At 61.8% G+C, this 23270-nt stretch carries 23 protein-coding genes, 6 tRNA genes and 1 pseudogene; 14 read left to right on the forward strand and 16 right to left on the reverse strand.

What is annotated here, in order from left to right:
• Positions 1 to 83: 83 nt before the first annotated feature.
• The 8 genes from ACF8FB_RS16205 to ACF8FB_RS16240 form a co-directional block, all read right to left on the reverse strand.
• The gene (locus tag ACF8FB_RS16205) at positions 84 to 779 is read right to left on the reverse strand and encodes an ABC transporter ATP-binding protein (protein ID WP_012051120.1); all 696 of its coding nucleotides are present in this window, start codon (positions 777 to 779) and stop codon (positions 84 to 86) included.
• Positions 779 to 1531 carry an ABC transporter ATP-binding protein gene (locus ACF8FB_RS16210; protein WP_010951882.1) on the reverse strand — a complete coding sequence of 251 codons (753 nt, stop codon included), beginning with the start codon at positions 1529 to 1531 and terminating at the stop codon, positions 779 to 781. The genes ACF8FB_RS16205 and ACF8FB_RS16210 overlap by 1 nt, the downstream gene beginning before the upstream one ends.
• Positions 1531 to 2550, reverse strand: coding sequence for a branched-chain amino acid ABC transporter permease (locus ACF8FB_RS16215; protein WP_198747350.1), 1020 nt, complete (start codon positions 2548 to 2550; stop codon positions 1531 to 1533). Before ACF8FB_RS16215 ends, ACF8FB_RS16210 begins: the two co-directional genes overlap by 1 nt.
• A gap of 1 nt (position 2551) precedes the next feature.
• Positions 2552 to 3412, reverse strand: coding sequence for a branched-chain amino acid ABC transporter permease (locus ACF8FB_RS16220; protein ID WP_003247565.1), 861 nt, complete (start codon positions 3410 to 3412; stop codon positions 2552 to 2554).
• Between the two features lie 65 nt (positions 3413 to 3477).
• Entirely contained in the window at positions 3478 to 4680 is a 1203-nt protein-coding gene (locus tag ACF8FB_RS16225; RefSeq protein ID WP_003247562.1) for an ABC transporter substrate-binding protein, read from the reverse strand.
• Between the two features lie 90 nt (positions 4681 to 4770).
• Positions 4771 to 5535, reverse strand: a complete 765-nt coding sequence (locus ACF8FB_RS16230; protein WP_010951884.1) for a FadR/GntR family transcriptional regulator — start codon at positions 5533 to 5535, stop codon at positions 4771 to 4773.
• 266 nt (positions 5536 to 5801) lie between these two features.
• The gene (locus tag ACF8FB_RS16235) at positions 5802 to 6032 is read right to left on the reverse strand and encodes a PP0621 family protein (RefSeq protein WP_014755231.1); all 231 of its coding nucleotides are present in this window, start codon (positions 6030 to 6032) and stop codon (positions 5802 to 5804) included.
• A gap of 94 nt (positions 6033 to 6126) precedes the next feature.
• Complete coding sequence (locus tag ACF8FB_RS16240; RefSeq protein ID WP_004577276.1) at positions 6127 to 7146, reverse strand: outer membrane protein assembly factor BamD; 1020 nt, start codon at positions 7144 to 7146, stop codon at positions 6127 to 6129.
• Between the two features lie 147 nt (positions 7147 to 7293).
• Between ACF8FB_RS16240 and rluD the strand changes: the two genes are divergently transcribed.
• The 8 genes from rluD to ACF8FB_RS16280 all read left to right on the forward strand — a co-directional run bounded on the left by rluD (position 7294) and on the right by ACF8FB_RS16280 (position 12612).
• The gene (gene rluD, locus ACF8FB_RS16245; RefSeq protein ID WP_049588123.1) at positions 7294 to 8256 is read left to right on the forward strand and encodes a 23S rRNA pseudouridine(1911/1915/1917) synthase RluD; all 963 of its coding nucleotides are present in this window, start codon (positions 7294 to 7296) and stop codon (positions 8254 to 8256) included.
• On the forward strand, positions 8253 to 8993 hold the full coding sequence (gene pgeF, locus ACF8FB_RS16250) for a peptidoglycan editing factor PgeF (RefSeq protein ID WP_010951886.1): 741 nt from the start codon (positions 8253 to 8255) through the stop codon (positions 8991 to 8993). The genes rluD and pgeF overlap by 4 nt, the downstream gene beginning before the upstream one ends.
• Before the next feature lie 249 nt (positions 8994 to 9242).
• Positions 9243 to 11807 carry an ATP-dependent chaperone ClpB gene (gene clpB / locus ACF8FB_RS16255; RefSeq protein WP_010951887.1) on the forward strand — a complete coding sequence of 855 codons (2565 nt, stop codon included), beginning with the start codon at positions 9243 to 9245 and terminating at the stop codon, positions 11805 to 11807.
• A gap of 362 nt (positions 11808 to 12169) precedes the next feature.
• Positions 12170 to 12245: transfer RNA gene (locus ACF8FB_RS16260), tRNA-Asn, on the forward strand.
• 4 nt (positions 12246 to 12249) lie between these two features.
• Positions 12250 to 12326 (forward strand) — tRNA-Pro (locus ACF8FB_RS16265).
• Positions 12327 to 12332: 6 nt separating this feature from the next.
• A tRNA-Lys gene (locus ACF8FB_RS16270) sits at positions 12333 to 12408 on the forward strand.
• A gap of 46 nt (positions 12409 to 12454) precedes the next feature.
• Positions 12455 to 12531 (forward strand) — tRNA-Pro (locus ACF8FB_RS16275).
• 5 nt (positions 12532 to 12536) lie between these two features.
• Positions 12537 to 12612: transfer RNA gene (locus ACF8FB_RS16280), tRNA-Lys, on the forward strand.
• 190 nt (positions 12613 to 12802) lie between these two features.
• On the opposite strand, the gene ACF8FB_RS16285 is transcribed toward ACF8FB_RS16280, so the two are convergent.
• The 4 genes from ACF8FB_RS16285 to ACF8FB_RS16300 form a co-directional block, all read right to left on the reverse strand.
• Positions 12803 to 14098 (reverse strand): NAD(P)/FAD-dependent oxidoreductase, encoded by a 1296-nt coding sequence (locus tag ACF8FB_RS16285; protein ID WP_392510267.1) that lies wholly within the window; start codon positions 14096 to 14098, stop codon positions 12803 to 12805.
• A gap of 84 nt (positions 14099 to 14182) precedes the next feature.
• Positions 14183 to 14356, reverse strand: a complete 174-nt coding sequence (locus ACF8FB_RS16290) for a DUF3094 domain-containing protein (RefSeq protein WP_008091951.1) — start codon at positions 14354 to 14356, stop codon at positions 14183 to 14185.
• Between the two features lie 132 nt (positions 14357 to 14488).
• On the reverse strand, positions 14489 to 15118 hold the full coding sequence (locus ACF8FB_RS16295; protein ID WP_003247546.1) for a DUF1780 domain-containing protein: 630 nt from the start codon (positions 15116 to 15118) through the stop codon (positions 14489 to 14491).
• A gap of 55 nt (positions 15119 to 15173) precedes the next feature.
• Positions 15174 to 15605 carry a hypothetical protein gene (locus ACF8FB_RS16300; RefSeq protein WP_049588119.1) on the reverse strand — a complete coding sequence of 144 codons (432 nt, stop codon included), beginning with the start codon at positions 15603 to 15605 and terminating at the stop codon, positions 15174 to 15176.
• Positions 15606 to 15691: 86 nt separating this feature from the next.
• On the opposite strand from ACF8FB_RS16300, the gene ACF8FB_RS16305 reads away from it, so the two are divergent.
• On the forward strand, positions 15692 to 16399 hold the full coding sequence (locus ACF8FB_RS16305; protein WP_049588121.1) for an energy-coupling factor ABC transporter permease: 708 nt from the start codon (positions 15692 to 15694) through the stop codon (positions 16397 to 16399).
• A gap of 111 nt (positions 16400 to 16510) precedes the next feature.
• Here the strand turns inward: ACF8FB_RS16305 and yacG are convergent, their stop codons facing one another.
• From yacG to ACF8FB_RS16325, 4 genes are read right to left on the reverse strand one after another with little or no spacing between them, the layout of a single operon-like run.
• Positions 16511 to 16711, reverse strand: a complete 201-nt coding sequence (yacG, locus tag ACF8FB_RS16310; protein ID WP_010951889.1) for a DNA gyrase inhibitor YacG — start codon at positions 16709 to 16711, stop codon at positions 16511 to 16513.
• Entirely contained in the window at positions 16708 to 17331 is a 624-nt protein-coding gene (gene coaE, locus ACF8FB_RS16315; RefSeq protein ID WP_004575721.1) for a dephospho-CoA kinase, read from the reverse strand. Before coaE ends, yacG begins: the two co-directional genes overlap by 4 nt.
• Positions 17331 to 18197: an A24 family peptidase gene (locus ACF8FB_RS16320; protein ID WP_010951890.1), complete on the reverse strand. Its 867-nt coding sequence runs from the start codon at positions 18195 to 18197 to the stop codon at positions 17331 to 17333. The genes coaE and ACF8FB_RS16320 overlap by 1 nt, the downstream gene beginning before the upstream one ends.
• A gap of 2 nt (positions 18198 to 18199) precedes the next feature.
• A complete protein-coding gene (locus tag ACF8FB_RS16325; protein WP_392511561.1) occupies positions 18200 to 19408 on the reverse strand; it encodes a type II secretion system F family protein in 1209 nt (402 codons plus the stop codon).
• Between the two features lie 216 nt (positions 19409 to 19624).
• Between ACF8FB_RS16325 and ACF8FB_RS16330 the strand changes: the two genes are divergently transcribed.
• From ACF8FB_RS16330 to ACF8FB_RS16350, 5 genes and pseudogenes are all read left to right on the forward strand, one after another.
• Entirely contained in the window at positions 19625 to 20035 is a 411-nt protein-coding gene (locus ACF8FB_RS16330; protein ID WP_392510264.1) for a pilin, read from the forward strand.
• A 71-nt stretch (positions 20036 to 20106) separates the two neighbouring features.
• Positions 20107 to 20182: transfer RNA gene (locus ACF8FB_RS16335), tRNA-Thr, on the forward strand.
• 251 nt (positions 20183 to 20433) lie between these two features.
• A pseudogene (locus tag ACF8FB_RS16340) lies at positions 20434 to 21589 on the forward strand (Fic family protein).
• Positions 21590 to 22476: 887 nt separating this feature from the next.
• Entirely contained in the window at positions 22477 to 22659 is a 183-nt protein-coding gene (locus ACF8FB_RS16345) for a hypothetical protein (RefSeq protein WP_049586345.1), read from the forward strand.
• A complete protein-coding gene (locus ACF8FB_RS16350) occupies positions 22649 to 23263 on the forward strand; it encodes a YitT family protein (protein WP_010951900.1) in 615 nt (204 codons plus the stop codon). The genes ACF8FB_RS16345 and ACF8FB_RS16350 overlap by 11 nt, the downstream gene beginning before the upstream one ends.
• Positions 23264 to 23270: the final 7 nt, after the last annotated feature.

Genomic DNA, 23270 nt, shown 5'->3' on the forward strand with positions numbered 1-23270 from the left:
GGGTTGCTTGTACCGGCCTATTCGCGGGTGAACCCGCTCCTACAAAGGCCTGGCAGTGGCCGGTACAGGTAAGCACGGTCGGGTCAGGCGCTAAGGGCCAGGTAACGGTTCTTGATGCTCGGGTCCTCGCGGAACTGCGCCGCACTGCCCTGGTAAGCGACGCGGCCCTGCTCCAGCACATAGTGGCGATCAGCAAGGGCATCGCAGACCATCAGATTCTGCTCTACCAGCAGGATCGACAGCCCTTCGTCCTTGATCCGTCGCAGGATCTTCACCAGTTCATCGACAATCACCGGGGCCAGGCCTTCGGTGGGCTCGTCGAGGATCAGCAGCTTGGGGCCGTTGAGCAGGGCGCGGGCGATGGCCAACATTTGCTGCTCGCCACCGGATAAGGCGAAACCACCGTTGCGGCGCCGCTCTTTCAGGCGCGGGAACATGCTGTACACGTCCTCCAGCTGCCAGCGGCTGGCCTTGCGCACGGCAATCTTCAGGTTCTCCTCCACGCTGAGCTGGCGGAAAATGCCGCGGTGTTCCGGCACCAGAGCAATGCCGAGCCGGGCGATATCGAAAATTTCGCGGCCGACCAACTGCTGGCCGTTGAAGCTGATCTGCCCCTGCCGTGGGCGGACGATGCCGAGGATGCTGCGCAAGGTGGTGGTCTTGCCTGCGCCGTTGCGCCCCAGCAGCGTTACCAGTTCGCCTGCCTCGACCTTGAGCGAGACACCTTCGAGCACATGGCTCTTGTCGTAGTAGGAATGGATCGAATCGACGTTGAGCATCAGGCGGCCTCTCCAAGATAGGCGGTGCGTACGCGCTCGTCGTTGCGCACCTGTTCAGGGGTACCCTCGACCAGGATCTGGCCGTGACTCATCACCGTGATGCGCTGGCTGATCGACATGACAATGCTCATGTTGTGCTCGATCAGTAGCACGGTATGGTCGCGGCCAAGGTCGCTGATCAGGTCGGTCATCACCGGGATGTCGTCGATGCCCATGCCCGAAGTGGGTTCGTCGAGCATCAGCAGGGTGGGCTTGGCGCAGATCGACATGCCCACTTCCAGCACCCTTTGCTGGCCGTGCGACAGTTCGCCCGCCAGGGTTTCGGCACGGGCGCTCAGCTTCAGGCGCTCCAGCACCTGGTCGGCGGTGTTCCAGTGGCTGCGCTTGTGCTCGACGCTGCGCCAGAAGTTCAGCGCGCCCAGGCCATCACGGCCCTGGGCGGCCAGGCGCAGGTTCTCGCGCACGGAAAGGTTCTGGAACAGGCTGGTGAGCTGAAACGAACGCGCCATGCCAAGCGCCACGCGCCCGTGGGACGGCTTGCGAATGATGTCCTGGCCATTGAACAGGATCTTGCCGGCCGTGGCCTGACGCTCGCCGGTCAGGCAGTGGAACAGGCTGGTCTTTCCGGCGCCGTTGGGGCCGATGATGGTGTGGATGGTGCCGGCGCGCACTTTGAGGTCAACACCGGCGACCGCCTTGAACGGCCCGTAGGCCAGCTCCAGGTGGCGGGTTTCCAGGAGGTAGTCGCTCATTACAGGGTCTCCTTGGTCTTGGCCTGGGGTTTGTCATCGGCATTGCGCGTGGCCAGCAGGCGCTTGCCCAGTTCGGTCAGGCCGCCCCACAGGCCGCCACGCATGAACACCACCACCAGAATCAGGATCACCCCCAGCAGCATCAGCCAGCGTGGCCAAAGCTCCGACAGCACGTCACCCAGCAGCACGATGGCGCCGGCCCCCAGCAGCGAGCCGAACAGTGAGCCGGTGCCGCCGACGATGGTCATGATCAGGATGTTCTCGCTCATCATCAGGTCGATGTTCGACAGCGGCGCAAAGTGCAGCAGCATGGCGTACAGCGCCCCGGCGATGCCGGTGATGGCGCCCGACAGCATGAACACCAGAATCTTGAAATGGCGGGTGTCGTAGCCGATGGCGGCGGCGCGGGTCTCGTTCTCGCGGATAGCCAGCAGGGTGCTGCCAAATGGCGAACGGATCACCCGCAGGGCTGCGGCGAAGATCAACAGGAACAGCACCGCGACGAACACATAAAAGTGCCGTGGGTCGGCCAGGTCGACCAGCACATGGCCGGCGACTTCGATATTCGGCCGTGGCACATCAAGCAGGCCATTGTCACCGCCGGTCCAGCCGCTGAGGGTATAGGCCAGGAAGTAGGCCATCTGGCTGAAAGCCAGGGTCAACATGACGAAGTAGATGCCCGTGCGACGGATCGCCAGTGCGCCCACCAGCAGCGCGAGGAGGGCGCCGAACACAGCTGCGCCAAGCAGCGCGGCGAACATGCCCCACTGCAGGTGGATCATCAGCAGCGCTGCGCCATAGGCGCCCACGCCAAAGAAGATGCCCTGGCCGAACGACAGCAGTCCGGTGTAGCCGAGCAGCAGGTTGCAGGCCAGTGCGGCCATGGCAAAGATCAGGATCTCGGTGGCCAGGGTGGCCGAGGGCAGCAACAGCGGCAGCGCCACCAGGCTGGCAACTACCAGCGACAGCAGCGCCGGGGCGCGGCCCTTGGCGACTGGCAATGGGTTTTTCTCGCTCATCTCAGGCTCTCCCGAACAGGCCGTAGGGACGGACCAGAATCACTGCTGCCATGGCGCCGTAGATCATCAGGCTGGCGCCTTGCGGCCAGAGACTGGTCATCATGCTTTGCACCACACCCACCAGCAGGCCGCCAACCAGCGCCCCGCCGAACGACCCCATGCCGCCAATCACCACCACCACGAAGGCAATGCCGAGGATTTCCGGGCCGACGAAGGGCTGGGCGCCCCGTAGCGGCGCAAATAGCACACCCGCCACACCTGCCAGGCCCACGCCCAGGGCGAATGTCAGGGAGAACAGGCGGAAAATGTTGGTGCCCAACAGCGACACGGTTTCGGTGCTTTCGCTACCGGCCCGCACCAGTGCGCCGAAACGGGTGCGTTCCAGCAGCAGCCACAGGCCAATACCGATCAGCGCTGCGAAGCCGATCAGGAACAAGCGGTAGTAGGGGTAGATGAAGTCGCCGAGTATCAGCACCCCACGCAGTTCGGGTGGCACGGCAATGTTCTTGCCCACCGGGCCCCAGATCAGCACCGACGCTTCCTGGATGATCAGCGCGATGCCGAGGGTGACGAGGATCTGGAAGGTGTGCGGCAGGTGGTAGATGCGTTTGATCAACAGGCGCTCGACCGCCCAGGCCAGCGCGGCCACCACCAGTGGCGCAATCAGCAGCGCCAGCCAGAAGTTGCCGGTGACGGCCACGGCGGTGTAGCACAGGTAGGCGCCCAGCAAGAAAAACGCGCCGTGGGCGAAGTTGACGAAGTTGAGCAGGCCGAAAATGATCGTCAGGCCTACGGCGATGAGGAAGTAGATCATCCCCAGGCCCAGGCCGTTGAGCAGTTGGAACAGGTACAAATCGAGCATGAGCGTGCCCTCGACAGCGCGCCGGGCGGCTGCCTGTACAAGTGTTTGTGACTAACGCCGCAGCTTCAGGCCAGGGCGCAACCGGTGTGATCGACCTCGACGAACGAGCGGCCCGAACTGATGACTTCGGCCAGGTCGTCCTCGTCGCGCATCTGCCCCTGGGGCTTGCCGCGCAGCAGGTAGTAGTCCTTGAGCACCTGGTGGTCCCCCGGACGGATCAGTTCTTCGCCGGTCGGGCCCTGGAAGCGCATGCCCTGCAATGCCGCAGACACGGCGGCCCCGTCCAGGCTGCCGGCCTTGACGATGGCTTCGAGCATCACCTTGGTGCCGATGTAGTCGGCGGCCAGCGGATAGTTGGGGTTGATGCCATAGGCCTTGCGGGTGGCGGCGACCAACTGTTTGTTCAGAGGGGTGTCGACCTGGTGCCAGTACTGCGCACCCAGGTACACGCCCTCGAGCACGTCGCTGCCCAGCTCCTGGAACTGGTCGAGGCCGGCAGACCACACCATCAGCACTTTCATGCGGTCCTTGATGCCGAAGTTGACCGCCTGGCGCAGGGCGTTGGAGGCCTGGCTACCGAAGTTGAGCAGCACCAGCACGTCGGGCTTGGCGGCGATGGCGTTGGTCAGGTAGCCGGAAAATTCCTGCTCCTGCAGCGAGTGGTAGCTGTTGCCGATGTGTTCCACGCCGAGCTCGGCGAACACTTTGCGGGCGTTGTCCAGCAGGGCATCGCCGAATACGTATTGCGGGGTGATGGTGTACCAGCGCTTGGCCTGGGGCAGCTGGCGGCTCATCGGCACCAGGGTTTCGCGGATGGCACCATAGGTGGGCACCGACCAGCGGAAGGTTGAGGCATTGCAGTCCTTGCCGGTGATTTCGTCGGCGCCCACAGGCGTCATGAACACGCCGCCGGCTTTGTGGATTTCCTTGGACACCGCCAGTGCCGAAGACGACAGGGTACACCCCTGGAAGAAGCGTGCACCATCCTGGCCGATGGCTTCCTGCACCTTGCGCACCGCCTTGCCGGCGTTGCCTTCGGTGTCGATGACTTTGTACTTGAGCGGGTGGCCGAGCAACTGCGGGTGCTCGGCGATGGCCAGGCGCGAGCCCATGTCGGCGTACTTGCCGTAGCTGGCGAAGGCGCCCGACATGGACTTGAGCCCATAGAAGGTCAGCGGTTGGTCGGCGAATGCCCGGTGTGCCCCCAAGGGGAGGCTACCTAAGGCACCCAGGGCAAGGCCTGCCTTGAGCAGGGTACGTCTTTGCATGAGTAACTCCTTGTTTGTGGTTATTAGGCAGGAGTGGCAATGACAAAGCGGGTACGGCCGGGCCTGTGTGCAGGCCTCTTTACAGGCGCATCAGTGGTGGTGATCGAACTCCAGCAGGAAGTTACGGGCAACCTCGCCTTCCAGCGCGGTCATGTGGTGCTCGGCGTCGCACATGTGTTCGTGCATCAGCCGGCGTACGGCGGGTTCGTCGCTGGCGCGCAAGGCGGTCAGCAGTTGCTTGTGGTAGCCGATGTTGGCGGCGGCGAACTGCTGGCGCTTGGGCAGGTAGGCCTTTTTTAGCACCACCAGGTCGCGCAGCAGGTCGTTGAGGAACACCGCCATGAAACGCAGCAACGGGTTGGGGCAGCGGTCGGCCAGCAGGGTGTGGAATTCAAGCTCCGCCAAGCGCTGCTCACGCTGGCCTTCTTCGCTGTCTTCCGGCGCGCTGCAGAAGTCGATGTTGGCCTGCAGCGCGGCGTAATCGGCTTCGCTCAGCTTGCCCATCACCGACACCGCCAGTTCTACCTCGATGACTTTGCGCAGCTGGTACACCTGTTCGCCGTCCAGGTGCTGAAAGTGCAGGTAGTTGCGCAGTGCGCGGCTGGCTGGTTCGGTGCCCACTTCGTTCAGATAGGCGCCCCCGGTCGGGCCGGTGCGGGTGCTCACCAGGCCTTCGACTTCGAGCGCCTTGAGGGCTTCGCGGGCGGTGCCCTTGGAGCATTCGAAATGCTCCATCAGCTCCCGCTCGGTAGGCAGGCGGTCGCCGGGGTGCAGCGCTTCGGTGACGATCGAGCGCTTGACTGATTCGACGATCACATCGGACAGCTTCTGGCGCTTGCGTTTGGGTTTGAGCATTTCGCTATTTTTCATATTTATGCGGATAAATAGGATTTAGCGAATTTTGCCCGGACGGGTCAATGCTGGCGGGGGGGAGGGGTCGTAAATGGTGTGAAAGGGTCGGGGAGGGATATGTGGAACACGAAATTGCAGATAAAAACTGTGGGAGCGGGCGTGCCCGCGAACACCGGCGAAGCCGGTGCCATACACCGTGGTGCCTGCTTCGCGGGCAAGCCCGCTCCCACAGATTTCGAATTGGTTTCAGGATTGAACAGACATCGTGTTCAGCCTTGGTGGCCAGGGCCCTGCTGCAGGTGGGCCTGGCTGCAATACCACTCATTGCCCTGCTGCAGCGCACGGTCGTTGGGCAGGTGCACGCCGCAATGGGCACAGCGCACCATCTTCAGCGGCGCATCCAGCTTCGCCTCGGGGTGCGACTGCTGGCTGACTTTGAACTTGCGCCACAGCCAGAACGCGGCGGCGATCAGGGCGATCCAGAAAAGTAGGCGAACCATGGTGTCCAGCTTGTCGATTGAAGAAGCCAACAGTCTAGGACGCGGCCAATAAAAAAGGGAGGCCCAAGGCCTCCCTTTCATTCACCACTGAAGGTCAGTCGAACAGACCAAAGGTCATGTAGCTGAACCAGGAACGGTCTTTCTCGGCTTCTTTCGGGCCTTCCGGCACGATCGGGTCGCCGTTCTCGTCTTTAGGCAGCAGCTCTCGCGGCATCTCGTCGCGCGCGTCCTGGAACTGCTTGACCACGTCCTGGTTGGCGCGGGTTTCGCCTGGCGGCAGCGGGGTATCGGTTTCGATCAGGCCCAAGGTGGCCTTGGACAGCCAGCCGCGGCCGTCAGACTCGGTCTGCTTGGGCTGGAACTCGCCATCGACCAGGCTCGGGTGATCCGGGTAGTTGAGCTTGAGGGTTTCCAGGCTCGTGGCGGCCAGTTCGTCCAGGTGCAGCTTCTGGTACGACTCGACCATCACCGCCAGGCCGTCACCGACAGACGGGGTTTCCTGGAAGTTTTCGACCACGTAGCGGCCACGGTTGGCAGCCGCTACATAAGCCTGGCGGCTCAGGTAGTAGTCGGCCACGTGGATTTCGTACGAAGCCAGCAGGTTGCGCAGGTAGATCATGCGCTGCTTGGCGTCTGGCGCGTAGCGGCTGTTGGGGAAGCGGCTGGTCAGCTGGGCGAACTCGTTGTACGAGTCGCGGGCGGCGCCCGGGTCACGCTTGGTCATGTCCAGCGGCAGGAAGCGCGCCAGCAGGCCACGGTCCTGGTCGAACGAGGTCAGGCCCTTGAGGTAGTAGGCGTAATCGACGTTCGGGTGCTGCGGGTGCAGGCGGATGAAGCGCTCGGCGGCCGACTTGGCGGCCTCGGGCTCGGAATTCTTGTAGTTGGCGTAGATCAGCTCGAGCTGCGCCTGATCGGCATAGCGGCCGAACGGGTAGCGCGACTCCAGGGCCTTGAGCTTGTTCACGGCGCTGGTGTAGCTGGAGTTGTCCAGATCAGCCTGGGCCTGCTGGTACAGTTCGGCCTCGCTGAGGTTCTCGTCAATGACCTCTTTATTAGAGGAACAGGCCGCGGTAAGCCCGAGGATGGCGATCAGCAGCAGGTGTTTCACTCGCATGGCGGCTTGCGTCCCTTTGACGGCCGCTGTCTTGGGCGGTGCCGTCCTGTTATGATGAGCGCCCCGGCCAACCCCGGGACAAAAGAAGCCGTATTTAACCACAAGCTCGCAGCCGAAACCAAAGGCTGTGCGCCCGCCGAATCGAGCATGTCCGAGATCATTCAACTTAGCGCAGAGGTACCGTCCGAACTGGGCGGCCAACGCCTCGACCAGGTCGCCGCCCAATTGTTCGCCGAGTACTCGCGTTCGCGGCTAACTTCGTGGATCAAAGAGGGCCGCCTGACGGTCGATGGTGCAGTCGTGCGCCCTCGAGACCTTGTTCATGGTGGCTCTCAGCTTGCCCTGGAGGCCGAACAAGAGGCCCAGGGCGAGTGGATCGCAGAAGATATCGAACTGGATATCGTCTACGAAGACGACCACATCCTGGTGATCAACAAGCCTGCCGGGCTGGTTGTGCACCCGGCGGCCGGGCATGCCAGCGGCACCCTGCTCAACGCGCTGCTGCACCATGTGCCAGACATCGTCAACGTGCCGCGCGCCGGTATCGTGCACCGCCTGGACAAGGACACCACCGGCCTGATGGTGGTGGCCAAGACCCTGCAGGCGCAGACCAAGCTGGTCGAGCAGATGCAGGCCCGCAAGGTCAGCCGCATCTACGAGTGCATCGTGATTGGCGTGGTGACTGCCGGTGGCAAGATCGACGCGCCCATCGGCCGCCACGGCGGCATGCGCCAGCGCATGGCTGTAACCGACGGCGGCAAGCCGGCGGTCAGCCACTACCGCGTACTCAAGCGCTTCCGCTCGCACACCCATGTGCGGGTCAAGCTGGAAACCGGCCGTACCCACCAGATTCGCGTGCACATGGCCCACGTGGGTTTCCCACTGGTTGGTGACCAGACGTACGGCGGGCGCTTCCGTATTCCGCCCGCTGCCAGCCCGACCATGGTCGAGGCGGTCAAGACCTTCCCGCGCCAGGCGCTGCATGCGCGTTTCCTCGCCTTGGCCCACCCGATTACCGGTGAAGTCATGAAGTGGGAATCGCCACTGCCGGATGACTTCGTCTGGTTGCTGTCGCTGCTGAACCAGGACCGCGAGAGCTTCATCGGATGAGTGACCTGACGCAGGCGTTGCTGTTCCCCGACTGGCCGGCCCCGGCTTCGGTCCGCGCCTGTGTCACCACCCGTCAGGGCGGCGTCAGCCTGCCGCCTTACGAAACCTTCAACCTCGGCGACCATGTTGGGGATGACCCTGCCGCGGTCGCCGAGAACCGCCGCCGCCTGAGCGAACAGTTCACCATCCAACCGGCCTGGCTCAAGCAGGTGCATGGGCGGGTGGTGGCGGATGCCGACCCGACCGTGGTGGCCGAGGCCGATGCCAGCTGGACCCGCCAGCCTGGCATTGCCTGCACCGTGATGACCGCCGATTGCCTGCCTGCGCTGTTCTGCGACCGCGCGGGCACCCGCGTGGCGGCGGCGCATGCTGGCTGGCGTGGGCTGGCGGGTGGCGTGCTGGAAGCCACGCTGGACCGGCTGGCGCTGCCGCCAGAAGAGGTGCTGGTGTGGTTGGGGCCTGCCATCGGCCCGCAAGCATTCGAAGTGGGGCTGGAAGTGCGTGATGCCTTTACCGCCGTGCACCCGCAAGCAGCTCGGGCATTCGTCGACGGCGAACGGCCAGGCAAGCTGTTGGCGGATATCTATGAGCTGGCGCGTATTCGCCTGGCTGCCCGTGGCGTGACTGCTGTTTATGGCGGTGGCTTGTGCACGGTCAGTGATGCGCGGTTCTTCTCCTATCGCCGTACCCCGCAGGGTGGGCGCTTCGCATCGTTGGTCTGGCTGGACCCGCGCTAGCCTGTACCGGCCTCTTCGCGGGCACGCCCGCTCCCACAGAGATTCCGCAAACGTTGAAACTGGTGGTGTACCTGTGGGGGCGAGCATGCCCGCGAATGGCCCCCGTTAATCCAACAGGTTGACTTTGGTCAACCCCGCTACGCTTGAATCTTCCAGAATCAGCCTTATCTATAAAGTCATCTCAGGCAGGTTTCTTTATAAACAGGCGCTGTCCATCGCTCCGACCTGCCCTTTAAAGGAAGGTACACCATGCGAATAGACCGTTTAACCAGCAAGCTGCAACTTGCAATATCCGATGCCCAGTCTTTGGCCGTTGGCATGGACCACCCTGCCATCGAGCCCGTGCACCTGTTACAGGCGCTGCTCGAACAGCAGGGTGGCTCCATCAAACCGCTGCTGATGCAGGTAGGCTTCGACATCAATGGCCTGCGCCAGGGGCTGGTGAAAGAACTCGACCAACTGCCGAAAATACAGAACCCTACCGGCGACGTGAACATGTCGCAGGACTTGGCACGCCTGCTTAACCAGGCAGACCGCCTGGCGCAGCAGAAGGGCGACCAGTTCATTTCCAGCGAGCTGGTGCTGTTGGCCGCCATGGACGAAAACAGCAAGCTCGGCAAGCTGCTGCTGAGCCAGGGCGTGAGCAAGAAAGCGCTGGAAAATGCCATCAACAACCTGCGTGGCGGCGCGGCAGTGAATGACGCCAACGCCGAGGAATCGCGCCAGGCGCTGGACAAATACACCGTCGACCTGACCAAGCGTGCCGAAGAGGGCAAGCTGGACCCGGTCATTGGCCGTGATGATGAAATCCGCCGTACCGTGCAGGTGCTGCAACGCCGTACCAAGAACAACCCGGTGCTGATCGGTGAGCCTGGCGTGGGTAAAACCGCCATCGCCGAAGGCCTGGCCCAGCGCATCATCAATGGTGAAGTGCCCGACGGCCTCAAAGGCAAGCGCCTGTTGGCGCTGGACATGGGCGCGCTAATTGCCGGTGCCAAGTACCGCGGTGAGTTCGAAGAGCGCTTGAAAAGCCTGCTGAACGAACTGTCCAAGCAGGAAGGCCAGATCATCCTGTTCATCGACGAACTGCACACCATGGTCGGCGCCGGCAAAGGCGAGGGCGCCATGGACGCCGGCAACATGCTCAAGCCGGCCCTGGCCCGCGGCGAGCTGCATTGCGTAGGTGCCACCACGCTGAACGAGTACCGCCAGTTCATCGAAAAGGACGCCGCCCTGGAGCGCCGTTTCCAGAAGGTGCTGGTCGAGGAGCCGAGCGAGGAAGACACCATCGCCATCCTGCGTGGCCTGAAAGAGCGCTATGAAGTGCACCACAAGGTGGCCATCACCGACGGTGCAATCATCGCTGCGGCCAAGCTCAGCCATCGCTACATCACCGACCGCCAGCTGCCGGACAAGGCCATTGACCTGATCGACGAAGCGGCCAGCCGCATCCGCATGGAGATCGACTCCAAGCCGGAAGTGCTCGACCGCCTTGATCGCCGCCTGATCCAGCTGAAGGTGGAGTCGCAGGCGCTGAAGAAAGAAGAAGACGAAGCGGCGAAAAAGCGCCTGGAGAAGCTGACCGAGGAAATCGAGCGGCTGGAGCGTGAGTATTCCGACCTGGAAGAAATCTGGGCTTCGGAGAAAGCTGAAGTGCAGGGCTCGGCGCAGATCCAGCAAAAGATCGAGCAGTCTCGCCAGGAGCTGGAAGCCGCCCGTCGCAAAGGCGACCTGAACCGCATGGCCGAACTGCAGTACGGGGTGATCCCGGACCTGGAGCGCAGCCTGCAGATGGTCGACCAGCACGGCAAGACCGACAACCAGTTGCTGCGCAACAAGGTCACCGAGGAAGAAATTGCCGAAGTGGTATCGAAATGGACCGGCATTCCTGTGGCCAAGATGCTCGAAGGCGAGCGTGAGAAGCTGCTGAAGATGGAAGAGCTGCTGCACCAGCGCGTGATTGGCCAGAGCGAGGCGGTAACCGCCGTAGCCAACGCCGTACGCCGCTCGCGTGCCGGGCTGTCCGACCCGAACCGGCCAAGTGGTTCGTTCCTGTTCCTCGGCCCGACCGGTGTGGGCAAGACCGAACTGTGCAAGGCGCTGGCCGAGTTCCTGTTCGACACCGAAGAGGCGATGGTGCGCATCGACATGTCCGAATTCATGGAGAAGCACTCCGTCGCGCGCCTGATCGGTGCACCACCAGGCTATGTAGGGTATGAAGAGGGCGGTTACCTGACCGAGGCCGTGCGGCGCAAGCCTTACTCGGTGGTGCTGCTGGACGAGGTGGAAAAAGCCCACCCGGATGTGTTCAACGTGCTGTTGCAGGTGCTGGAAGACGGCCGCCTGACCGACAGCCACGGGCGCACCGTGGACTTCCGCAACACCGTGATCGTGATGACCTCCAACCTGGGCTCGGCGCAGATTCAGGAACTGGTGGGTGACCGCGAGGCACAGCGTGCGGCAGTGATGGATGCGGTGGGGGCGCACTTCCGTCCGGAATTCATCAACCGCATCGACGAAGTGGTGGTGTTCGAGCCTTTGGGCCGCGAGCAGATTGCCGGTATTACAGAAATCCAGCTCGGCCGCCTGCGCAGCCGCCTGCTGGAGCGCGAACTGTCGCTGAGCCTGAGCCCAGAGGCGTTGGACAAGCTGATTGCCGTGGGTTACGACCCGGTGTACGGCGCGCGGCCGCTGAAGCGTGCGATCCAGCGCTGGATCGAGAACCCGCTGGCGCAGCTGATTCTGGCCGGCAAGTTCCTGCCCGGTACGGCGATCACCGCCAAGGTGGAAGGCGACGAAATCGTCTTCGGCTGATTGTGTTGCACCATGAGCCCCGCGTTTGCGGGGCTTTTTTTGCCTGTTGCCAATGCCGGCACAGCCCAGCTATTTCGGGCCTTTGCGCCAACCCGGGGTAACCGCCTGAAATTTTTGAAATTTTTGCTTGCATCAAATTTAGAGTGCCCCTAATATACGCCGCGTTGTCAGGCACTAAGCGAATCACCAGCAACATCGGTGATCGCAAAACAACTTACAAATCAGTAAGTTGAATGAAAAAAAGTGGTTGACAAGCAAAACGAAGAATGTAGAATAGCCGGCCTCAGCAGCGACAACGCGAAAGCGAAGAAGCTAAAGAGTCCGAAGCGAACACAGTCTTCGGAGTTGTACCGAAGTTCAGTTCCGCGATAGCTCAGTCGGTAGAGCAAATGACTGTTAATCATTGGGTCCCTGGTTCGAGTCCAGGTCGCGGAGCCAATCTCGGGGTGTAGCGCAGTCCGGTAGCGCGCCTGCTTTGGGAGCAGGATGTCAGGAGTTCGAATCCCCTCACCCCGACCATTTTCCGGGTCGTTAGCTCAGTTGGTAGAGCAGTTGGCTTTTAACCAATTGGTCGTAGGTTCGAATCCTACACGACCCACCATGTAGAAAAGGGCATCTCAAAGAGATGCCCTTTTTTTTGAAACACTCGGGGTGTAGCGCAGTCCGGTAGCGCGCCTGCTTTGGGAGCAGGATGTCAGGAGTTCGAATCCCCTCACCCCGACCATTTTTGGGTCGTTAGCTCAGTTGGTAGAGCAGTTGGCTTTTAACCAATTGGTCGTAGGTTCGAATCCTACACGACCCACCATGAACAAAGGGCATCTCGCATGAGATGCCCTTTTTCTTTTGCCTCGAAAAATGCGCCCATCGGCGCAATCCCACCTGCATCTATTTGCCACACCGCCCCTATGTAGGAGCGGGTTCACCCGCGAATGCGGCAGTGCAGCCACCATCGCATTCACAGGTAAACCCGCGCCTACAGGGCATGGGGGCGCCTGTTAGTGCAACTTCAGGCGCGGCTCGGTACCCCGGCCAATCTTGCTGCCCAGCATCATCAACGCCGTGCGGAAGAACCCGTACAGCGCCATCTGGTGCATGCGGTACAGCGACACATAGAACATGCGCGCCAGCCAGCCTTCCAGCTTCACGCTGCCCATCAGGTTACCCATCAGGTTGCCCACCGCCGAGAAGCGCGACAGCGACACCAGCGAGCCATAGTCCTTGTACTCGTACGTCGGCAGGGCCTTGTTCTCCAGGCGCGCCTTCAGGCTTTGCGCCAGCATCGAAGCCTGCTGGTGCGCCGCCTGTGCGCGCGGCGGCACGTTACGATCGCTGCCGGGTTGCGGGCAGGCGGCGCAGTCACCGAAGGCGAAGATGTTGTCGTCGCGGGTGGTTTGCAGGGTAGGGCGCACGACCAGCTGGTTGATGCGGTTGGTTTCCAGGCCATCGATGTCCTTGAGGAAACCTGGCGCGCGGATACCGGCTGCCCACACCTTCAGGCTGGCCTGGATCACTTCACCGTCCTTGGTTTTCAGGCCGTCCTCGGTCACTTCACTGACTGCGGCGTTGGTCATCACCTTCACCCCGAGTTTTTCCAGGGTCTTGTGAACCGGTACGCTGATGCGCTCCGGCAGCGCCGGCAGAACGCGCGGGCCCGCCTCGATAAGGGTGATGTGCATGTCCTTGGGCTGGATGCGGTCCAGGCCATAGGCCGCCAGCTCGTGGGCAGCGTGGTGCAGCTCGGCCGCCAGCTCTACACCGGTGGCACCGGCGCCGACAATGGCTACGCTGATTTTCTCGCTGGCCACGTCGCCGGCGTGGGCACGCAGGTAGTGGTTCAGCAGTTGCTGGTGGAAACGCTCGGCCTGCTTGCGGGTATCCAGGAACAGGCAGTGCTGCGCTGCGCCCAGGGTGCCGAAGTCGTTGGTGTTGGAGCCCACGGCAATCACCAGAGTGTCGTAGCCCAGGGTGCGCGCAGGCAGCAGCTCGCGGCCCTCTTCGTCGAGGGTGGCAGCCAGTTGAATCTGCTTGCCTTCACGGTCCAGGCCGCTCATGCGCCCCAGCTGGAAATTGAAGTGGTTCCACTTGGCCTGGGCCACGTAGTTCAGTTCGTCTTCCGAGGAGTTCAGCGAGCCGGCGGCCACTTCGTGCAGCAGTGGCTTCCAGATGTGCGTGAGGTTGGTGTCGACCAGGGTGATGTCGGCCTGCTTGCGCTTGCCTAGGCTTTTACCCAGGCGGGTCGCCAGTTCCAGGCCGCCGGCGCCGCCGCCGACAATCACGATGCGATGAGTCATGGGAATATCTCATAAGGTTTACGGAATGCGTGGCCCTGGGGGCCGGCCGCAAACTGCACGAGGGGAGGGCGAGCGCGAAGCAGCTCATAGCACCAGTCCACTCAGCAGGCGGCTGATGAGACCCAACCCGATGGTCACGGCCAGCACCAGCACAAGGAGCAGCCACGGCCGGAAGGGCCTGCGCTCGACTTGGTGCTGGGGGGCTCGCAGATACTCATCGACACGACGCTGATCTTCCGGGTTCAGGCGACTGGTCATGGTGGGCCTCGTCAGGTAGACGTTTGTGACTGCGCAAACGCTACAGCGTTCGCGCAGGCGCTTGAAACAAATGATAATGCTTTCTATCCCTGGCGCCGAGTGTACGCCATCGCAAACAGTCGCTGCACTGGATCAAAGACTGATGCCTACGTCGAAGACGATGCTGCGGCCAAGGTTGCCGCGCAGGAAATCCGGCGCATCGGGGTGGGCAAACAGTACCCGGGCAAAGGTTGGCCCGACCAGCGACAGCGAGCGCCAGCCCTGGCGCAGGTATTCGGTAGGCGGCGGGAAGTGGGTGTTGAGGTCGAGCACTTCGCGCTTGAGGCTGGAGAACGCGATGATGTCCAGCTCGTTCAGCTCCAGCCCGCGTTCCCGGTAATTGTGCGCCTTCTTGCGCAAGGTGGGCGCCAGGCGCCCCAGCAGTTCGGTGGCACTGATGCGCCGTGGGCGTGCTTCGCGGCGTACCAGCTGCGCCAGGGAAAACGCACTGCGTCGCCGCTGCAGCTCCTCGCGCCATTCATCGTTCAGCCGGCGGCCCTCGTCGAGCACGAAAAACACCTCGAAGGCGGCGTCGCGGAACAGCACGTCAGGTGGCTCCTGCCCCGCCGGGGTGAAGTCCTCGCTGCGGTAGGGAATGTTCAGCCCCTGCAACAGGCGCTGGCACACCCAACGCTCCCGCTCCCACTTACGGGCGTTGGAGAGAAAGGCATTGGCTTGTTCGGCCTGGATGGTAAGCAGGCGCAGGTAGTCTGAGTCATCCATGCAGACAAGCTTAGCCGCTAATCGATGACGGTAAGATGCTGTTTAAGCGTGAGAATCAGCCCAGCACTGGCCACTGCTGCACCAGCCCGACCAGATGTACCACGCCAAAGCCCAGGCAGATCAGCGAGCTGACCACGATAAAACGCTGCGAACGCCCGGTGCCCGCCAGCAATACTGGCCCCAGCAGGCCGCGTAGCAAGTACACCAGGGTGATCAGGCAAATGACTGGCAGCAGCAAGGGCAGCCGCCCGATCGCCCCGGCAGCCGACAGCGCATAGGCCGACCAGGCCAGCAACACGCAGGCGATGGCGGCGGTGATCAGCGCCGGGTAGCAGCGGCCCTTCTCGGCGGCCACCGCCATGCGCTCACCGGCCCCGAACAAACGGTACCAACGCGGCCCCACGGCGATGATGGCCAGGTGAATTACACCGATGATGGCGTTGAGTGCCGCTGCCAGTAGCAGGGCGGGGTTGGTTCCTTCCAGCATGACCAATGCTTCCTGCATCGAATGGAAGCGTCAGCCTACCGCAGCCGAAGGAATGGGAGAATGGGTGTAGACTCGGTTTTATCCACATGGCCGCAAAGGGTATTGTTCAGGTGATCAGCGCGCAGGTGTTATCCGGCACCACCCTTACCCTTGGCTGGCTGGGTTATGTGCCGTTGCTGATCTGGGCGGTCAGCCGGGTTCGCTGGGTGGAACTGTTTACCGACCGGCGCCGCCAGCATTTGCTGTTTGGCACGGTGTTCTGCCTGTTTGCGCTGTGGCTGGTGCGGCGCGACTTTGATACCGGGGTGTCGTACCACTTTATTGGCATGACGGCGGTCACCCTGTTGCTGGACTGGCCGCTGGCGGTGCTGGGTGGGTTCATGGCCCAGCTCGGCTTGCTGGCGCTTGGGCGACAAGACCTGGCGGCGTTGGGGGTGAACGGCTTGATGCTGATTGGTTTGCCGGTGCTGATTACTGAGGTGTGCGCGATAGTGGTCGAGCGCGCCCAGCCGCGAAACCTGTTCGTTTATATTTTTTGTTCGGGGTTCTTCCCGGCAGCGCTCACCGTGCTGGTTTGCGTACCGGCGGCGCTAGGGGTGTTGTGGCTCGACGGGCGGTTTGCCCTGCCGGAATGGCTCAGCGACTTTGTCGGCTACCTGTGGCTGATGATGTTCCCCGAGGCGTTCATCAACGGCATGGTGATAAGTGCGCTGGTGGTGTTTTGCCCCGAGTGGCTGGAAACCTTCAACCGGACGCGGTATTTGCAGGCGCCCTGGAAGGAAGATGAGCGGTGAATGTGTGGTGGCTGTGCCGGCCTCTTCGGGGGTAATGCACAGCACTCAGAGCTTGCCCGCTCCCACAGGTACCGCGCGGGTTGTGGGCCCGCGTTGTATTTGTGGATCAGCTCAATGCCGCGGCTCCAGGTCCCCCGAATACAGCTCATCTTCGGACTCTTCCGACCCCGCAATCTTGTGCTCCTCAGCCGCCCAGGCGCCCAGGTCGATCAGTTTGCAACGGTCCGAACAAAACGGCCGGAACGCGTTTTTTTCGCTCCATTCCACAGGCGCGCCGCAAGTTGGGCAATCGACGGTCAATGGCTGGCTCATGGCTGGCCTCCTTTCAAAGTCAGGTAAAAGTGGTGCAGGCGGTCAATCTGCTCATGCAGCGCGGCCAGGCCGCCGTCATTGACTACCACATCATCGGCATGGCGCAGGCGATCCTCACGGGCCAACTGCGCCTGCAAAATGGCCTGCACGTGCTCGGCACTGGTGTTGTCCCGCGCCAGGGTACGGGCTATTTGCAGGTCCTGCGGCGCATCGATCACCAGTACGCGTTGGGTCTTATGGTGCTGGCCCGATTCGATCAGCAGCGGCGACACATAGACCGCATAAGGCGACTGCGCCTTGGCCAGATAGCTGAAAATCTCCTGACCGATCAGCGGGTGCAGCAGTTGTTCCAGCCATTTGCGTTGCGCCGGGTCGGCGAATATCAGCTGGCGCAGGGCGGCGCGATCGAGCTGGCCGTCACCCTGCAGCACGCCCGGGCCGAAGCGCTCGACGATGCTGGCCAGGGCCGGGCGGCCAGGTTCGACAACCCAGCGCGCCGCCTGGTCCGCATCGACCAGGTGCACGCCAAGCTCGACAAAGCGCTCGGCAGCGGCGCTTTTACCGCTACCAATGCCGCCGGTCAGGCCGAGAATCCAGGGGGTAAAGGCCGCAGTGGTCATCAGTATCCAAGCAGTTGCATGTATGAGGCGTATATTTCATCACCCCAGAGCACGGCAATCCACCCCGCAATTGCCAGATAAGGGCCAAACGGGATTGCCGTGCCCATGGCATCCCGGCGAAAACGCAGCAGGCACAGGCCAAACAGCGCCCCCACCACCGACGACAACAGCAGCGTCAACGGCAGCACCTGCCAACCCCCCCACGCCCCGATCAGCGCCATCAGCTTGAAATCGCCATAGCCCATGCCTTCCTTGCCGGTGACCAGCCTGAACACCCAGTACACCGTCCACAGGCTGAGGTACCCGGCCACTGCGCCCCACAGTGCGTCGGCCAGGGGCACATGGATGCCAAAGGCATTGACGATCAGCCCTAGCCACATGGTCGGCAGCACCAGCACATCCGGCAGCAGCTGGTGGTCCGCATCGATCAGGCTCAGCGCCAGCAGGCACCAGGTCAGCGGCAGAGCCACCAACGCCTCTACCGAAGCGCCGAAGCGCCAGGCCACTACCAGCGACAGCAGCGCGCTGGCCACTTCCACTACCGGGTAACGCAGGCTGATGCGGTTTTTGCAGGACGAACAGCGCCCGCCCAAGGCCAGGTAGCTGATGACCGGAATGTTCTCCCACGCACGAATCCGGTGCGCGCAGTGTGGGCACCGGGAGGCGGGCAGGCACAGGTCGAAACGCGCGTGCTGCGTGGTCGGCAGCCCCAATACCTCTTGCGCCTCACGCTGCCATTGCCGCTCCAGCATGATCGGCAGGCGATACACCAGCACGTTGATAAAGCTGCCCACCAGCAGGCCGAGCACCGTAGCAAGGGTGAGGAAATACGCTGGCTGTTCAGCCAGCAAAGCCCATAAAGTCATGTTCAGATCAAACTACCCAACTGGAAGATCGGCAGGTACATCGCCACCACCAGGCCACCCACCAGCAAGCCCAGGATCAGCACGATGGCCGGCTCCAGCAGGCTGGTCAACTGGTCCAGCGCCTGGCTGACCTGTTCCTCGTAATGGCTGGCGGCTTTTTCCAGCATCTGGTCCAGCGTGCCGCTGGATTCACCGATGGCCGTCAACTGCACCAGCAAGGGGGGAAACAGCGGTTCACCGGCCATCGCCTGGTTTAACCCTTGCCCATTGGCCATGCCTTGGCGCAGCCGCAACACCGCCTGCTCGTGCAGGTCGCCACCCGTTACCCGCGCCACCGTACCCAGCGCATCCAGCAACGGCACCCCGGCGCCGTAGGACGTTGCCAGGCTGCGCGCAAACCGCGCCAGCGCGGCCTGCCCCAGCAACTTGCCAAACACGGGCAAGCCCAGCACCCGCCGAGATATCCACAGGCGCGCTGGCGCGTGCTGCCGGTAAAGCTGGCGCACGGCAACACCCAGCACCAAGCCCATCACCAGCAGCAGCGGCGCAAACTGTCTCAGCCCTGTGGACAAGTTGATCACCCATTGGGTAAATGCTGGCAACGCCGCGCCCATGCCCGAGAACATGCTCTCGAATTTAGGAATCACCTCCAGCAACAAGATTGCCGACACCCCCAGCCCGGTCAGCAACAGCAGCAGCGGGTAGATCATCGCCTTGCGCACCTTCTTGTGCAGCACCCGACGCTGCTCCAGCATGCCGGCCAGCTGCTCCAGCTGCCGGTCGAGCGTACCGGACTGCTCGCCCACCCGTACCAGGTTGCAATACAGCGCATCGAACCATGCCGGGTGACGCTGCAACGCATCCGCCAACCCCAGGCCCGAGGCCACATCCCGTTTCAATCTTTCCAGCAACGCCGCCTGCGCCGCATCGCAACCACTGCGGCCCATCACCTCGAACGCCTGCAGCAGCGGCACGCCGGCCTTGAGCAGCGTCGCCAATTGTCGGCTGAACCCCGCCGGGTCTGCCTTTTCGCGCCGCTTTGGCAAGCTGAACGCCAGCCCGCTGGCCGGCCGCAAACTCGCCACCGTGATGCCCTGGCGAATCAGCCCGGCGCGCACATAAGCCGGGCTGCGCCCGGGTGTTTGGCCGCTGACCGGCGCGCCATTGGCGTCGGTGCCGTGCCAGCGGTAGAGAAGTGAAGATGAAGTCATGCAAAGGTCCTTGTTCAGCCCCGGCGACAAGCCTGGAAACAGCTTGCCGCGTCCATGCAAGGGCACGCGTCCGTGATGCTCACTAGAGTAGTTCAGCGAAGATGACGCCCGTGCGGGCAGGGGTGACAAAAGGTGTCTGTTCAGGCCTACTGCGCCGCTGCCGGTTGGGGCGCAACTGACCTCAATGTGTAAGCGAATCAAAAAGGAACTACGTTCATGAAAGGGCAACGCGGTATCACCCTGATCGAACTGATGATCGTCGTCGCGATCATCGGCATTCTGGCGACCATCGCCTTACCGATGTACACCAACCACCAGGCACGCTCCAAGGCCGCGGCCGGGTTGCTGGAGATCAGCGCCCTGAAGACGGCGATGGATCTGCGGCTGAATGATGGAAAGGATGTAGCCGGTGTCTCCGAGCTGGGTGGCCAGCCGGCGACGGCGCATTGTGCGATCACGGCGAGCGGCAAGGCCGCAGATGGTAGCGGCAGCATTGTCTGCACCCTGGTGGATGCGCCTGCCAACGCACTGGGCAAGGCCCTGACCCTGACGCGTTCGGCCAGCGGCTGGGCGTGCACGACCGACATCGAAGAAGACCTGGCGCCCAAAGGGTGCAAGGGGGCTTGAGGGCAGGGCAATAAACCAGCGGAAACAGGGGTTTGCGTTACGGGTGTGAGCAGTGGTACGTTGCGCTACACGCCGGTGTAGCTCAGTCGGTAGAGCAGCGCACTCGTAACGCGAAGGTCGCAGGTTCGATTCCTGTCTCCGGCACCAGAATCAGTTGGCCTATGGCGATTTATCGCTACCTGGCACCAATAGAAGCCCGCCTTGTGCGGGTTTTTTTGTTCCCGCTTTTTTCCCCACGGATTTGCGTGTTTTTGACTTTATGGTTCGCAGTTTTACACTTAGGGTTGCACGTATTTTTAGATAGTGGTTAGCTGTCGATCAGGTTTTGGCCAGTGTTTACGGGGTGAGAACCGAAATTTTTCTAGATAATGATTTTCCCGTTTAGGGATAATTTTGAGATGCCCCAGTTTTCTCACCACGACTTGCAAGCTACTGAACCCGTCCTTCGACTCGCCGCTGGTTGACGTTCTGGCCGAGCTCGAGTTTCTGCGCAGGCTGAGGCTGGAAGGGGACACTCCACCTCAGGTGTTCTTTCAGTTGAAGGCGCTGTTCCACACGCTGGAGAGCTTGGGGTCTGCTCGAATCGAGGGCAACCACACCACACTGGCCGACTACATCGACAGCAAAGTCGAAGGGAAGGCCGAGAGCACCGATCAGTTGCTGGAAATTGCCAACATCGAAAAGGCGATGGATTACATCGAAGTGGTGATCAAGCCTGGTGCAGACCTGACAGAGCATACGATCCGAGAATTGCACGCCATGACCGTAATGGGGTTACGGCGTGAAGGCGATAAAACGCCAGGCGCCTACCGGGAAGGGGCGGTCAGGATCGCACAGGCGGAGCATCTGCCTCCAGAAGGTGTGCTGGTGCCGCAGTACATGCAGGAGTTGGTCAGCTTCATCAATCGCGACGATTCCCCTAAATACGCGCTGATGAAGGTCGCCCTGGCGCACCACCGTTTCGGTTGGATTCATCCATTCGGCAATGGCAATGGGCGGGTGGTAAGGTTGCTGACCTACGCGCTGTTGATGAAGTACGGCTTCAACGTGAACACGGGTGGTCGGGTGCTCAACCCTACTGCGGTGTTCTGCAATGACCGGGACAAGTACTACACCATGCTGGGGCTTGCCGATACTGGCGCCGCAGGAGGGCTGGAGGCATGGTGTACCTATGTGCTGCAGGGCATCCGCGACGAATTGGAGAAGGTGGACAAGCTCACCGACTATGGCTACCTCACGAAGTGCATTCTGTTGCCGGCGGTGAGTTTTGCACGCAGTCGGGAGTGGATTACCGACACCGAGGAACAGATTCTGGTCAGCGTCATAAAGATGAAGGTCGTGAAATCGAGTGACATTGCTCAGGCACTCCCCGCGCTCACGGCTAACCAACGGACTTATCAGATCAAGAACCTGGTAGAGCAAGGCATGCTTCTGCCAATCAACCCAAATTCGAGGCAATACACCATTGGCTTCTCCAACAATTACCTGGTGCGTGGGGTCATCAAGGCACTGAGGGAGCAGGGGTTCATTTCAGAGCCACTCGACAGGCCTTGAATGATTTCAAGATCGGCACTAATTCAGCTTGAATTCGTCTCCTTTCGTGAACATTAAGGCCCGTATGCAAGCGCGATGCTCGAATATTCCACGCCCTGTGTGGGAGCGGCCTTGTGTCGCGAAAGGGCCGCAAGGCGGCCCCCGCAATTCTTGCTCCACCGCTGAACTGTGCCCTGCAACACAGTTCACTCTCCCCACGAAACCCTTTAAAGCTACTTCGGAGCAGCTTTTCAAAGCATGCGCAGCCGGGCAGTCGAACAGGTATCGCCACCCGGAACATTACTCCGTACCTGTGTGAGCCAACTGGCTTGCTCAAATTCTAAAAGCTAGCGCGATCCCTGTGGGAGCGGGCAAGCCCGCGAAGGGCTGCAAAGCAGCCCCAATCAAGCCGGAAAACGTTAACTGACTGGCATTAGGGCTTGCCCGCGAACACGGGTGAAGCCCGTGCCATGCGCCGAGATACTGACCCGCCATACGCACGCACAAAAAACATGCCAATGCAATTTTCGTCGCTTTTCCGAGGATTTCACCAGCGGCGCCGACCGGGTGGCAGTAAACCCAAACCCCCACCTTTTGGTGGTATTTATCTCTGCGTCGCCCAAATCGCTTTAGATGTGGGAGTGTTTTCATGCAGCCAGCAGCGCGCCAGGATCGGATTTATTAGGCTCCTATCGAATCCGATCATTTTCGCGCCGGCGCATAGATTTTCTGAGTTTCTAACAGTCTGCGCATAGTCCATTCGCAAATACCCCCATACCCTGCAAAGTTAGAAAGCACTTTTCGCACAATCCGCGCCATCATTTCCCCTCGCCTTAGGCCTACCCTGGCCCACGGCGCCCCAGGTGAAACCCACCTTTCGAGCCACCCTCCCAAAAGGAACCCGCACCGTGCACCAGGTGAAATACGACCTGGCCGACGCTCAGTCGAGCCTTGAATTCATCCTCGAACAAGTGATCTATGGAACCGTGGTTATCATCGTTCGCCAGGGCATTGAGATTGCCCGCGTCACCGCAGTGGAAGGCCTGCGCCAGCGCGCTACGACGCTAATGGGGGCGCCCTATGAGCTGTGATACCCACGCCTTCTACCCGCGCCACAGCGCGCTAGATGACGCATACGGGCTGTTCACTGGCATCGCGCTGGCCGCGACCGGAATCGCCATCCTGGGCAAAAGCGGGCTGATCACCGGGGGCATTGCTGGAATGGCCCTGCTGGCCTCGTTCGTCACCCCCTACCCGTCGTCGATTCTGGTGCCGGCTATCAACGTGCCGTTCCTGCTGTTTGCGCTGTTCACGATGGGGCGGAACTTCACCCTGAAAAGCGTCCTGGTCAGCTTCGCCCTTGGCCTGGGCGTTAAGCTGGTTACCCCGGCGTTAAACGTTGCTGGCATCGACCCGGCGGTGGGGTGGGCGCTCGGCGGAACGCTCCTGGGAATGGGCATCCTTTGCCTGGCCAGGCACAACGCATCCATGGGCGGTACAGGCTCGATGGTTCTCTGGTTTCAGCGGAAATTCGGCGTTAACGCCGGCGTGGCGCAGCTCGCTTGCGATGCGGCGCTGTTCCTGGTCGCGGCCTTCTACCTGCCCGCCGACAAAATGGCCTGGTCGGCGGTCGGCACCGTCGCAATGAACCTGGTGCTGATCCGCTGGCACAAGCCTGGCCGGTATCGGGGCTGATTTGAAT

It is taken from the genome of Pseudomonas sp. yb_2, assembly GCF_043103905.1.
GTDB lineage: Bacteria > Pseudomonadota > Gammaproteobacteria > Pseudomonadales > Pseudomonadaceae > Aquipseudomonas > Aquipseudomonas alloputida.

What these genes read in the sequence shown, in the direction of transcription:
- ACF8FB_RS16285 (WP_392510267.1), bottom strand. Translation starts at nt 14,098, where the DNA reads ATGACTCATCGCATCGTGATTGTCGGCGGCGGCGCCGGCGGCCTGGAA.
- ACF8FB_RS16225 (WP_003247562.1), bottom strand. Translation starts at nt 4,680, where the DNA reads ATGCAAAGACGTACCCTGCTCAAGGCAGGCCTTGCCCTGGGTGCCTTA.
- ACF8FB_RS16290 (WP_008091951.1), bottom strand. Translation starts at nt 14,356, where the DNA reads ATGACCAGTCGCCTGAACCCGGAAGATCAGCGTCGTGTCGATGAGTAT.
- ACF8FB_RS16305 (WP_049588121.1), top strand. Translation starts at nt 15,692, where the DNA reads ATGGCCGCAAAGGGTATTGTTCAGGTGATCAGCGCGCAGGTGTTATCC.
- coaE (WP_004575721.1), bottom strand. Translation starts at nt 17,331, where the DNA reads ATGACCACTGCGGCCTTTACCCCCTGGATTCTCGGCCTGACCGGCGGC.
- rluD (WP_049588123.1), top strand. Translation starts at nt 7,294, where the DNA reads ATGTCCGAGATCATTCAACTTAGCGCAGAGGTACCGTCCGAACTGGGC.
- ACF8FB_RS16325 (WP_392511561.1), bottom strand. Translation starts at nt 19,408, where the DNA reads ATGACTTCATCTTCACTTCTCTACCGCTGGCACGGCACCGACGCCAAT.
- clpB (WP_010951887.1), top strand. Translation starts at nt 9,243, where the DNA reads ATGCGAATAGACCGTTTAACCAGCAAGCTGCAACTTGCAATATCCGAT.
- ACF8FB_RS16215 (WP_198747350.1), bottom strand. Translation starts at nt 2,550, where the DNA reads ATGAGCGAGAAAAACCCATTGCCAGTCGCCAAGGGCCGCGCCCCGGCG.
- ACF8FB_RS16300 (WP_049588119.1), bottom strand. Translation starts at nt 15,605, where the DNA reads ATGCTGGAAGGAACCAACCCCGCCCTGCTACTGGCAGCGGCACTCAAC.
- ACF8FB_RS16220 (WP_003247565.1), bottom strand. Translation starts at nt 3,412, where the DNA reads ATGCTCGATTTGTACCTGTTCCAACTGCTCAACGGCCTGGGCCTGGGG.
- ACF8FB_RS16210 (WP_010951882.1), bottom strand. Translation starts at nt 1,531, where the DNA reads ATGAGCGACTACCTCCTGGAAACCCGCCACCTGGAGCTGGCCTACGGG.
- ACF8FB_RS16240 (WP_004577276.1), bottom strand. Translation starts at nt 7,146, where the DNA reads ATGCGAGTGAAACACCTGCTGCTGATCGCCATCCTCGGGCTTACCGCG.
- ACF8FB_RS16350 (WP_010951900.1), top strand. Translation starts at nt 22,649, where the DNA reads ATGAGCTGTGATACCCACGCCTTCTACCCGCGCCACAGCGCGCTAGAT.
- ACF8FB_RS16205 (WP_012051120.1), bottom strand. Translation starts at nt 779, where the DNA reads ATGCTCAACGTCGATTCGATCCATTCCTACTACGACAAGAGCCATGTG.
- ACF8FB_RS16330 (WP_392510264.1), top strand. Translation starts at nt 19,625, where the DNA reads ATGAAAGGGCAACGCGGTATCACCCTGATCGAACTGATGATCGTCGTC.
- ACF8FB_RS16235 (WP_014755231.1), bottom strand. Translation starts at nt 6,032, where the DNA reads ATGGTTCGCCTACTTTTCTGGATCGCCCTGATCGCCGCCGCGTTCTGG.
- ACF8FB_RS16230 (WP_010951884.1), bottom strand. Translation starts at nt 5,535, where the DNA reads ATGCTCAAACCCAAACGCAAGCGCCAGAAGCTGTCCGATGTGATCGTC.
- pgeF (WP_010951886.1), top strand. Translation starts at nt 8,253, where the DNA reads ATGAGTGACCTGACGCAGGCGTTGCTGTTCCCCGACTGGCCGGCCCCG.
- ACF8FB_RS16295 (WP_003247546.1), bottom strand. Translation starts at nt 15,118, where the DNA reads ATGGATGACTCAGACTACCTGCGCCTGCTTACCATCCAGGCCGAACAA.
- ACF8FB_RS16320 (WP_010951890.1), bottom strand. Translation starts at nt 18,197, where the DNA reads ATGACTTTATGGGCTTTGCTGGCTGAACAGCCAGCGTATTTCCTCACC.
- yacG (WP_010951889.1), bottom strand. Translation starts at nt 16,711, where the DNA reads ATGAGCCAGCCATTGACCGTCGATTGCCCAACTTGCGGCGCGCCTGTG.